The organism is Salinicola avicenniae (assembly GCF_023736115.1).
In the GTDB taxonomy this organism is placed as follows: Bacteria; Pseudomonadota; Gammaproteobacteria; order Pseudomonadales; family Halomonadaceae; genus Salinicola; species Salinicola avicenniae.
The window spans coordinates 643,398-653,558 of sequence record NZ_JAKQZC010000002.1; the positions used below are offsets into that span (position 1 = coordinate 643,398).

At 63.0% G+C, this 10,161-nt stretch carries 8 protein-coding genes; 2 read left to right on the forward strand and 6 right to left on the reverse strand.

Annotated elements, in window-relative coordinates:
- Positions 1-275: 275 nt before the first annotated feature.
- The 3 genes from parE to pgi form a co-directional block, all read right to left on the reverse strand.
- Entirely contained in the window at positions 276-2,156 is a 1,881-nt protein-coding gene (parE, locus tag MC381_RS06460) for a DNA topoisomerase IV subunit B (protein ID WP_251976904.1), read from the reverse strand.
- A gap of 159 nt (positions 2,157-2,315) precedes the next feature.
- On the reverse strand, positions 2,316-2,948 hold the full coding sequence (locus tag MC381_RS06465) for a YqiA/YcfP family alpha/beta fold hydrolase (RefSeq protein WP_251976905.1): 633 nt from the start codon (positions 2,946-2,948) through the stop codon (positions 2,316-2,318).
- A 19-nt stretch (positions 2,949-2,967) separates the two neighbouring features.
- Positions 2,968-4,620 carry a glucose-6-phosphate isomerase gene (pgi, locus tag MC381_RS06470; RefSeq protein ID WP_251976906.1) on the reverse strand — a complete coding sequence of 551 codons (1,653 nt, stop codon included), beginning with the start codon at positions 4,618-4,620 and terminating at the stop codon, positions 2,968-2,970.
- A gap of 154 nt (positions 4,621-4,774) precedes the next feature.
- Here pgi and cmoA point away from each other — a divergent pair, with 154 nt between their 5' ends.
- Together cmoA and cmoB are read left to right on the forward strand one after the other, a co-directional pair.
- Complete coding sequence (gene cmoA, locus MC381_RS06475) at positions 4,775-5,536, forward strand: carboxy-S-adenosyl-L-methionine synthase CmoA (RefSeq protein WP_251976907.1); 762 nt, start codon at positions 4,775-4,777, stop codon at positions 5,534-5,536.
- Positions 5,529-6,542 carry a tRNA 5-methoxyuridine(34)/uridine 5-oxyacetic acid(34) synthase CmoB gene (gene cmoB, locus MC381_RS06480; RefSeq protein ID WP_251976908.1) on the forward strand — a complete coding sequence of 338 codons (1,014 nt, stop codon included), beginning with the start codon at positions 5,529-5,531 and terminating at the stop codon, positions 6,540-6,542. The genes cmoA and cmoB overlap by 8 nt, the downstream gene beginning before the upstream one ends.
- Before the next feature lie 28 nt (positions 6,543-6,570).
- Here cmoB and epsC read toward each other — a convergent pair whose 3' ends face one another.
- The 3 genes from epsC to MC381_RS06495 form a co-directional block, all read right to left on the reverse strand.
- On the reverse strand, positions 6,571-7,494 hold the full coding sequence (epsC, locus tag MC381_RS06485) for a serine O-acetyltransferase EpsC (RefSeq protein ID WP_251976909.1): 924 nt from the start codon (positions 7,492-7,494) through the stop codon (positions 6,571-6,573).
- A 198-nt stretch (positions 7,495-7,692) separates the two neighbouring features.
- Positions 7,693-8,841, reverse strand: coding sequence for a porin (locus MC381_RS06490; protein WP_251976910.1), 1,149 nt, complete (start codon positions 8,839-8,841; stop codon positions 7,693-7,695).
- A gap of 367 nt (positions 8,842-9,208) precedes the next feature.
- On the reverse strand, positions 9,209-10,161 hold a 953-nt coding region (locus MC381_RS06495), incomplete at its 5' end, for an elongation factor 1-alpha C-terminal domain-related protein (protein ID WP_445380964.1).

Consider the following 10,161-nt stretch of genomic DNA (forward strand, 5'->3'; position numbering starts at 1 on the left):
GAGCTTCGAGCTTCGAGCTTCGAGCTTCGAGCTTCGAGCTTCGAGCTTCGAGCTTCGAGCTTCGAGCTTCGAGCTTCGAGCTTCGAGCAAGACTGTAACGGCGAATCCCTTTTAGCAGCGCAATCTCATCGCGATGGGCAACATCGCAACGTCTAGGGCATCGCCGAGCGCGGCTCAGACAAGGCGGACGATGAGCGGCGAAGCTCAGTTGACTGGGGTGTCAATGAGCATTCGACGCTCATCGTTCAACGCCGTATGGGCCGAGCGCAGGCATGTCAGACCTCAATCTCGGCGAGATTGCCGTAATCTTCCAACCAACTCTTCCGATCGCTCGCTCGCTTGCGCGCCAGCAGCATATCCATCATCTCCAGCGTGCCGTCGTCGAGCTCACGGGTGAGCTGCACCAGACGTCGGGTATCCGGTGCCATGGTGGTCTCGCGCAGCTGCAGCGGGCTCATTTCACCCAGCCCCTTGAAGCGCTGCACGTTGGGTGTACCGCGCTTGCCCTCGAGCCGCTTGAGCGTGGCGGCCTTCTCGCTCTCGTCGAGGGCGTAAAAGACCTCCTTGCCGAGATCGATACGGTAAAGCGGCGGCATGGCGACGAAGACATGCCCGGCGTCGACCAACGCCGGAAAATGGCGCACGAACAACGCACAAAGTAGTGTCGCGATGTGCAGGCCATCGGAGTCGGCATCGGCGAGAATGCAGATCTTGTGGTAACGCAGCTTGGAGAGGTCGTCGCTGCCGGGATCCAGCCCGATCGCCACGGCAATGTCATGCACCTCCTGCGAGCTGTAGATATCGCCGGACTCGACCTCCCAGGTATTCAAGATCTTGCCGCGCAGGGGCAGGATCGCCTGGGTCTCGCGGTTGCGCGCCTGCTTGGCACTGCCGCCGGCGGAATCCCCTTCGACGAGGAAAAGCTCGCTGGCGACCGGATCCTGGCCCGAGCAGTCCGCCAGCTTGCCCGGTAGGGCGGGACCCGCCGTGACCTTCTTGCGCGCCACCTTCTTGGCGCTTTTCTGACGCCGCTGCGCGGCGTTGATCACCACCTCGGCCAGCGCCTCGGCCTGGTCGGTGTGATGGTTCAACCATAGCGAGAAGGCATCCTTGACCACACCGGAGACGAAGCCGGCAACTGTACGGGAGGAGAGACGCTCCTTGGTCTGCCCGGCGAACTGCGGATCGAGCATCTTCACGGACAGCACGAAGGAGACACGCTCCCACAGGTCATCCGGCGTCAGCTTGATCCCGCGAGGCAGCAGGTTGCGGTATTCGCAAAATTCGCGCAGGGCATCCAACAGGCCGCTGCGAAAGCCATTGACGTGGGTGCCGCCGAGCGGCGTCGGAATCAAGTTGACGTAGGACTCCATCAACGGCTCGCCGCCCTCGGGCAGCCACTGGATCGCCCAATCGACCGCCTGCTCCTCGTCGGCGAAATGGCCCGTGAACGGTGCGGCCGGCAGGACCTCGAAACCATCGGTAGCTTGGGCCAGATAGTCGCGCAGGCCGTCTTCGTACTGCCAGACACTCTCGTTGCCGTCGCTCTCCTTGAGCGACACCTTAAGTCCCGGGCAGAGCACTGCCTTGGCGCGCAACAGGTGCTTGAGCCTCGGCAGCGAGAGCTTGGCACTATCGAAATAGTCGGCTTCCGGCCAGAAGCGCACCACGGTCCCGGTCGCGCGCTTGGCGCAGCTGCCGATGACCGACAGCTCCTCGACCTTATCGCCCTTCTCGAAGGCGATGCCATGACGACTTCCGTCGCGGCAGACTTCCACCTCCAGGCGTGTCGACAGTGCATTGACCACCGACACACCGACCCCGTGCAACCCGCCGGAGAAGCGATAGCTCGACTGGGAAAACTTGCCGCCGGCGTGCAGCCGCGTGAGGATCAGCTCCACCCCGCTGACGCCATGTTCCGGATGGATGTCGATCGGCATGCCGCGACCGTCATCGGTCACTTCGATGCCGCCATCCTCGCGCAGGGTCACGCGAATTTCGTGCGCGTAACCGGCCAGCGCCTCGTCGACGCTGTTATCGATGACCTCCTGCGCCAGATGGTTGGGGCGTGAGGTGTCGGTGTACATGCCCGGCCGCTTGCGGACCGGATCGAGGCCGGAAAGCACCTCGATGGAGCTGGCACTGTATTGCGTCATGCAGAATCTCGCCGTGAATGCAGGATCGAAATCGCTACGTCGTCGGTTCGTTGCCGAGGGTGTCGAGCGCCATGATAACACTGGTCAAATTTCCAGTGTTCGCTAATTTGTCGCAGACCCTTTCGTCAGACAGTGGATAGTAGACGGTGGAGACTCACCTCAAGACGACCACTGCCAGCCACCGTGAGCGAATAACGCCGGCAGGTATCGCGCCAGTTCGCTGAAACCGTGATCCCCGCCGGGATGGATCAGCGTTCGGCAACCGGCATAGGTACGCAGAGCGTCGCGGCAGTCGAGCGTCTCGTCGGCACTACCCAACAGCAGCAGATACCGCTCGGGGTGCAGTATCCGGCACCACTGCATCGCCGTCAGTTCGGCGTGATGCGCCGACTCGATCATGAACGACTCGCCGGTGTAGTCATTGACCAGGGTCTGTCCCAGGTAATCGGCCACGAAGCGTGCCGGCTTGACCGCCGGATTGATCAGCACCGCCGGCAGCGCATGCTCTTCGGCCAGACAGGTCGCGAGAAAACCGCCCATCGAACTGCCGACCAGCAGCGTGTTGTCACCCAGCTCGCTCAGCGCCTCCGAGGCCTGCGCCAGCGCTTGCTTCGGGCGATGCGAAAGATGTGGCGTCAGGCAGCGCAGCGGTTGCCCGCGCGCTGCGGCCAGTGTCGCGCAGGCCTCGCGGATCAATTGCGCCTTGGGGGAAGCGCTGCCGCTGTTGAAACCATGCAGGTAGAGCAGCCCCTCGACAGGCTCGCGGGGCGGCTCATGGGCGTCGATCGCCATATCGAAAATCCGGCGGCGCTCAGGCGTCGCGCTGGCCACGCCAGATCGACTCGATCAGGCCACGGCTCGAATCATCCAGCGAGTCGAGTCCTTGCTGCGTGGCGATGATCTCCTCGGTTTCGGTCGCGATCTGCTTGCCGAGCTCGACGCCCCACTGATCGAAGGAGTCGATATCCCAGATGACACCCTGGACGAACACCTTGTGCTCGTAGAGCGCGATCAGCGCACCGAGAGTCGCCGGATTGAGGCTGTCGAACAGCATGGTGCTGGACGGCTGGTTGCCGCGATAGCGCTTATAGCCCGGCGGCGTGGTGTCGGACTTGACCGCGTCGTCTCCCAGCATCAGCACCCGTGACTGGGCGAAGCAGTTGGCCAGCGCCAGCCGATGCTGCGCCATCAGGTCGCCGCGGAAGTGCTCGTCCTCGACATTGTTGTAGCGATTGACCGGTGCGAGGAAATCGCAGGCCACGGGCTGCGTTCCCTGGTGCAGGAGCTGGTAGAACGCGTGCTGACCGTTGGGCCCGATTTCGCCCCAGATCACCGGGCAGGTAGAGTAGTCGACCACGGCTTCGTCGTTGGTGACCGACTTGCCGTTGGACTCCATCTCCAGCTGCTGGAAGTAGCCCGGCAAGTGCTTAAGGCGGCCGTCATAGGGCAGCACCGCGTGCGAACGGATATCGAGGAAGTTGACGTTCCAGATGCCGATCAGCGCCAGCTGGACCGGCAGGTTTTCCTCGAGCGGCGCCGTGCGGAAATGTTCGTCCATGGCGTGGGCGCCGGCGAGCAGACGACGGAAGTTGTCCATGCCGACCCGGATGGCGATCGGCAGCCCGATTGCACTCCACAGCGAGTAGCGGCCGCCGACCCAGTCCCAGAACAGCAGCTGGTTGGCCGGATCGATACCCCACTCGGTCATCTTGTCGGGCTTGGTCGAGACCCCGACGAAATGAAAACGCTTGATCAGATTCTCGTCGCCGCCAAGTCGCTTGGCGAGCCAATCCAGCGCGGTCGAGGCGTTGGAGAGCGTGTCGATGGTGCCGAAAGACTTCGAGGACAGGATGAACAGCGTGGTTTCAGGATTGAGCCAGCCCAGAAAATCGGCCAGCTGCGAGCCATCCATGGTCGACGCGAAGTGCGTCGCGATCTCGTGTGCGCTATTGGCCTCGAAATCGGGCAGTGCCGAGGTCACCATCAGCGGGCCAAGATCGGAACCGCCGACACCCAGGTTGACCACGTCGGTGATCGGCTTACCGGTCGCGCCTCGCCACTGCCCCTCGAGCAGCTTGTCGACCAGAGTCTCCATCTTGTCGAGCGTGGTATGGACCGCGTCGACCACATCCACGCCTTCGACCTCGAGCTTGGCGTCGCGCGGCAACCGCAGCGCCGTATGCAGCGCCGGGCGATCCTCGGTGCGGTTGACGCGCTCGCCGTTCAGTAGCCGCTGGATCCCCTCGGGCACGCCGGCCTCGCGGGCGAGAGCCAACAGGTTGTCACGGACCTCGGGCGTCCAGCGCTGCTTGGACAGGTCGAGCTGAATGCCCGCCGCATGCAGTGAAAAGTCCTCGAAGCGCGACGCTTTCTCCTGGAACAGCGTCTTCAGGTGAATGTCCCGCATGCCGCTCTCGAGCTGATCCTCGAGCGCTTTCCATGCCTGGGTCTCACGTATCGACATTCTCTACTCTCCTTGTCTCGCGAAGCGAGGGCCGGGCCGCCGCGAACGAGCGCCCGCCGCGTGCAGCGGCTGCGCGCAAAACGTACACTAGGCCATCGGCGAGCCATCGGTGCCGCTCGCTCCACGCATTCCCAAAGTGAACGGTCTACCGGCAATGATTGACGCATCTTACCGTGACGCCATCTTTTCGACACCCCTCGATCGTGTGGCCAGCTTCTCCTTCGACGAACAGGTGGTGGCCTGTTTCCCGGATATGGTGCGTCGCTCGATTCCCGGCTACGGCCAGATCCTGGGCATGCTGGGCCTGCTTGCGGAGCGCCATCTGCGCCACGGGGCCCACGTCTACGACCTGGGCTGCTCGCTCGGCGCTGTCGGCCTGGCACTGGCCGGGCGCCTGCCGCCCGAGGCGTTTGCGCTAACCGGCGTGGATCTCTCGCCAGCCATGCTGGCGCGCGCGCGGGAAACCGCTGCCAGCGAAAGTCCAGAACACCACCTGCAATTTCTCGAGGGGGACATCCGGCAGATCGAGTATCGCACCAGCGGCATGATCGTGCTCAACTTCACCCTGCAGTTTCTGCCGCCGACCGAACGCGACGCGGTCATCGCCGAGCTCTACAAGGCGCTGGAGCCGGGCGGCATTCTGGTGCTTTCCGAAAAGATCGTCGCTCCCGACGAACAGGAAAACGCCTGGCTGGTGGAGCGCTATCACGACTTCAAGCGCGCCAACGGCTACAGCGACATGGAGATCAGCCAGAAGCGCAACGCACTCGAGAACGTACTGGTGCCGGATACGCTGGATGCCCATCGGGCTCGGCTGGAGACGGCGGGATTCACCCGCATCACGACCTGGTTCCAGTATCTCAATTTCGCCTCGATGGTCGCGTTCAAGGACAAGGCAAGCGCAACTCATGACTGAACGTGTTGCCGATCCACTGAAAGACGCCGAGCACCGCCTCTATCTGGCCTTTCTCGAGCAGGGCCTGACCCGCTGGCTTGCCGCGCTGCCCGAACAGCTTGCCCGAGGTCTTGATCGCCAGCGCCATGGCGACCTGCCGGCGTGGGAGAAAGCCGTCGGCAAACTGCCGGCGCTACCGCCGGAGCGCCAGGTTACCCTGGACGCCGATCATGTCTCGGTCGACCTCGCGTTCGATGACGCCGATCGCCGCCGCTGCGAGAATCTGCTGCGGATCCTGATGCCGTGGCGCAAGGGACCCTACCGTCTCGGCGATCTCACCATCGACACCGAATGGCACTCCGACTGGAAGTGGCAACGTGTTGCACCTCATCTGTCACCGCTGGCAGGGCGCCGAGTACTCGATGTCGGCGGTGGCAACGGCTACCACGCCTGGCGCATGGCAGGCGCCGGCGCCGCCTTCGTGCTGGTGATCGATCCGTCGCCGCGCTTCTACTGCCAGTTCCAGGCCGTGCGCCATTTCGTCGGCGCTGCCGATGACTATCGCACGCACTTTCTGCCGGTCGGCATCGAAGACGTTCCCGCCCGCCTCGCCGCGTTCGATACCGTCTTCTCGATGGGCGTGCTCTATCATCGTGCCTCGCCGCTGGAGCATCTGCTGCAGCTGAAGGACACCCTGAGACCGGGCGGTGAGCTGGTTCTGGAAACCCTGGTGGTGGAAGGCGACGCGCAGACGGTGTTCATGCCGGGCGAGCGATACGCCAGCATGCCCAATGTCTACTTCCTGCCCTCATCGAAAGCGCTCGCCCACTGGCTCGAGCGCTGCGGCTTCGAGGCGATCCGCTGCGTCGACGAAACCGTCACCTCGCTGGACGAGCAGCGCGCCACCGACTGGATGACCTTCCATTCGCTGGCCGACTTCCTCGACCCCGAGGATCGATCGAAGACAGTGGAGGGCCACCCTGCGCCGCGCCGCGCCACGCTGATCGCGCGCAAGCCCGCGCGCTGAGCAGAGTGGCACCGCCGCACCCGTCGGGTTAGGGGCAAGGGCCGGACTGGATGTTGGCCTGCGTGATATTGCTCTCGGCCGGCACGCTGCAGGTGAGCCAGACGTTACCGCCGATCACTGAACCCTGCCCGACGGTAATGCGTCCGAGAATGGTCGCACCGGCATAGATGACCACGTCGTCCTCGACGATCGGGTGACGCGGCAGCCCTTTTTCCAGATGTCCCTTCTCGTCCGCGGGGAAGCGCTTGGCCCCCAAGGTCACCGCCTGATAGAGGCGCACACGGTTGCCGATGATCGCGGTTTCGCCAATCACCACGCCGGTGCCGTGATCGATGAAGAAGCCGTCACCGATGCGCGCACCAGGGTGAATGTCGATCCCCGTATCGGAATGGGCCAGCTCGGAAATGATACGCGCGACAAGCCCGGCACCGGCGCGATAGAAGTAGTGAGCGATGCGGTGATAGATCACGGCATGCACCCCGGGATAGCAGAGCAGCACTTCGTCGACGCTGCGCGCCGCCGGATCGCCGTAATAGGCGGCCATCACGTCGCCATCCAGCGTACGCCGCAGCGCGGGAATGTTATCGGCAAAGGCCTGGATGATCTGCGTGGCGGTCGCTTCGTGATCGGCGGGCCCTTCAGCGCTCGCCTGATCACTCAGCCTCGCCATGTAGCGCAGCTCAAGCAGGACTTCTTCATGCAGCGCATTGAGGGCGCGGTCGAGGGTGTGGCCGACATAAAAATCCTCGCTCTCCTTGCGCAGATCCGAGGGCCCCAGGCGCATAGGAAAGATCGCTCCGCTCAGTTGATCCAGCGTATCCCGGATGCGATGCCGCGAAGGCAGCTCACGGCACCCCTTCTCCTTTTCCCGCCCGTTCTGGGCGCGCCACGTCTCGCGCATCCCGCGAAGCTGGGTGACGATGCCATCTAGCTGCCAGTTAACCTGTTGCATGAGCCTGTCCTTTCGAGCGCCATCGCCGGGACGACGAGAGCGACATCATACGCCGCGGCACGAGCGCGGCCAAAACCGGAATCGGCTCCGGATGCAAAGGCATCACGGAGCCGACGTTATCGTTTCAGCGTAGTCAGGAAACGGTCACGACAACAGACCCAACCGCCGTTCGCAGCGAACGGCTCGGCGGTCGTCTCGTCAGAAGTCGTAGCGCGCCCTGGCCAGGAAACCATCCGCCTCGTCATCCGAGGTATTGGCAAAGATCCTTTCCAGATCAAGGCGGAAACCGTGGGCAAAATTGGTCGTCAGGCCCACCACCTGATGGTTGCGCTGCTCGTCGGCATTGCCCTCGAGTTTCACGCGATCGCCGGCGACATAGGGCTGAACGTTGCGCACCAGCACCCCCTCGACCGGCAGCGTGTACTTGACCAGATACTCGACACCATAGGCGTCGCTGGCGAAGTAGTCGTCGACGCTATCGTCATCGGCAGGCACGAAATCCGTGTAGTAGCCACCGCCAAGTGACAGATACCAGGCACCCGGCGCCCAGGTGATCGCCGTTCCCGTGGTCTGCTGACGATAGGACTCGTGATCGCCCTGCCCCTTGATCTCGGCGTCCGTGTTGGCATAGGCCGCAGTCAGCGTCAGATCCGGCGTCAGCGAGTAGGCGACGCCCAGCGAACCACCACTCTTGCGACGGTAATCCAGATCGTTGTCGAGATGCAGGTCGTCGTCGGGGAAGACCCAGCCTGCGAAAAACTCAGCATCACCGTAGGTGTAGATGTACTTGGCACTCTTGCGCGTCCGGTAGGAGCCATCGTAGTTACCGTCGATGCCCACGCCGGAAGCCTGCGCTTTCAGGTCGTAGTCCCACTGGTCGGTCTGCACGCCCACCGTGTCGTAGTAGACGCTGTTCTGCTTACCGAACGTCAGCCGGCCATAACGTTGGCTGTCGAAACCGGCATAGACCTGACGCCGGTCGGTCGTCTTGTGACCATCCTGATAGTGTCCGTCCATACCGAGGACATGAGCCGTATCAACGCCCAGCTCGGCGTAGCTCAGGAGCTTGAGGTCTTCGTCGACCCGATAGTTGACGTGCAGACGAAAGCGCGTGCCGCCGTCATAGCCGCGATGCTGATAGCTGTGGTCATCGGCGCCGCCGACCCGGTTCAGGTACTGGGCGCGAATGCTGCCACCGAACTGCACTTCGAACTGATCCCAGGCCGAGCTGCTGCCCGTGTCGGGTGTGACCAAATTGATCTCGGCGCTGGCGGTGGCAGCGTAGCTGCCCAGCACTCCCAGACCGATGACAGAGAGAACACGAGGTAACCGTGGCGAAACTTTCATTTTTCTGTTCCTGCAAACAACATCCATGCGGACAAAGCCAATGAACCTGCCGATCCGGGCTGCACAAAATAAGCCCGTGATCGGCGATGACATTTTCAGCCCGCCGAACTGCACCGGTTCCCGAGTTTGTCATGTGCCCCGGGGTGCTCCCTGCATCACCACGCCCACGACCTGCGGCGACCGCGATCGTCTGGCGATTCCGGCTTCCCTGGCAGCCGTCAAGGCGCAGCGACTATAGCAATGGGAGACACTATTGTTAACAGGTTAATTAATCTGACGTTAATAAAAAGCCGCACCCGATACTCGGGTGCGGCAATCAGGTACGGCAATCGGAAAAGCGCGCCGGGTGGCACGCCCCTCGTCGCGCTTAGCCTTTCAACAGCGTTCGCACATCCTTGGCTTCCCAGTGCGGAAAATGTTTTCGAATCAAGGCATTGAATTCGATTTCGAAGGCCTGCCAATCGACTTCGCCATCGGTCACACTCCCGTCGGCCGCGCCGCGAATCAGACCCGCCCCCACGGTCACGTTGGTCAGGCGGTCAATCACGATAAAGGCACCGGTACCCGGGCTCTTGCGGTAGTCATCCAGCGGTACGCTCGCGGTCAGTTCCACCCGGCAGCGACCGATGGCATTGAGGGGCAGTGTCCCCGAGTCCTGATCCTCAACCGGCAGGTGCTCGAGCGTGTTGACGTCGATCTGATAGTCGACGCTAATACGCCCGGAAACTTCACGCGTCGCCAGCTTGAAGTCGTAGAGCCGCCCTGGCTCCAGGGCGGTGTCGTGCATCCAGACGATATCCGCCTCCAACGCGCTCGACTGAGCGACTTCGGCGTCCGCTGCGACCAGCCAGTCGCCGCGAGAGATATCGATCTCGTCCGTCAGCGTCACGGTGATCGCCTGCCCGGGGTAGGCCTCCTCGAGATCGCCGTCGTAGGTCACGATTCGCTCGACGGTCGACTGCTTGCCCGACGGCAACGCCTTGACCGTTTGCCCCGGCCGCAGGATGCCCGCTTCCAGCGTGCCGCAGTAGCCACGGAAGTCGAGGTTCGGGCGGTTGACGTTCTGCACCGGCAGGCGCAGGTCTGAGAGGTTCGAATCGTGGGCCACCTCGACCGTTTCCAGCAGTTCAAGCAACGCGGGACCTGGTTGGCCATCAACGACGTACCACGACAAATGCTCGCTGCGGTTGACGACGTTATCGCCCTCCAGCGCCGACATCGGCACGAAGCGGATGTCCTTCGCGTCGAGCTTCTCGGCGAATTCACGGTACTCGGCGACGATCTCGTTGAACCGAGCCTCGGAATAATCGACCAGATCCA